Origin of the sequence: Bacillus sp. AFS029637 (assembly GCF_002584985.1) — a bacterium.
In the GTDB taxonomy this organism is placed as follows: Bacteria; Bacillota; Bacilli; order Bacillales; family Bacillaceae_G; genus Bacillus_A.
The window spans coordinates 1-459 of record NZ_NUPZ01000097.1; the positions used below are offsets into that span (position 1 = coordinate 1).

General features: G+C 47.3%; 4 tRNA genes. All 4 read right to left on the reverse strand.

Annotated features, from left to right (window positions below):
- Positions 1 to 78: 78 nt before the first annotated feature.
- Positions 79 to 154, reverse strand: a tRNA-His gene (locus COE49_RS27045).
- 19 nt (positions 155 to 173) lie between these two features.
- Positions 174 to 247: transfer RNA gene (locus tag COE49_RS27050), tRNA-Trp, on the reverse strand.
- Between the two features lie 7 nt (positions 248 to 254).
- Positions 255 to 338 (reverse strand) — tRNA-Tyr (locus tag COE49_RS27055).
- Positions 339 to 348: 10 nt separating this feature from the next.
- Positions 349 to 424, reverse strand: a tRNA-Thr gene (locus COE49_RS27060).
- Between the last annotated feature and the right edge of the window lie 35 nt (positions 425 to 459).

Consider the following 459-nt stretch of genomic DNA (forward strand, 5'->3'; position numbering starts at 1 on the left):
CTTGGCTATAGCCCATCGAATTCTTACTTAATTATATGTAAGTATCCATTAGATTATTTGTAATTTTTAAAATAAAAATGGGGCGACTGATGGGAATCGAACCCACGAATGCCGGAGCCACAATCCGGTGCGTTAACCACTTCGCCACAACCGCCATGTTGTGTGTATATATTTGGCAGGGGCAGTAGGAATCGAACCCACACTGGAGGTTTTGGAGACCTCAGTTCTACCTTTAAACTATGCCCCTATGTAAATGGTGGAGGGGGGCAGATTCGAACTGCCGAACCCGAAGGAGCGGATTTACAGTCCGCCGCGTTTAGCCACTTCGCTACCCCTCCGAAACTTACATGGTGCCGGCTAGAGGACTTGAACCCCCAACCTACTGATTACAAGTCAGTTGCTCTACCAATTGAGCTAAGCCGGCGTATTTTATTGAAATAAATGGTGGCTCGGGACGGA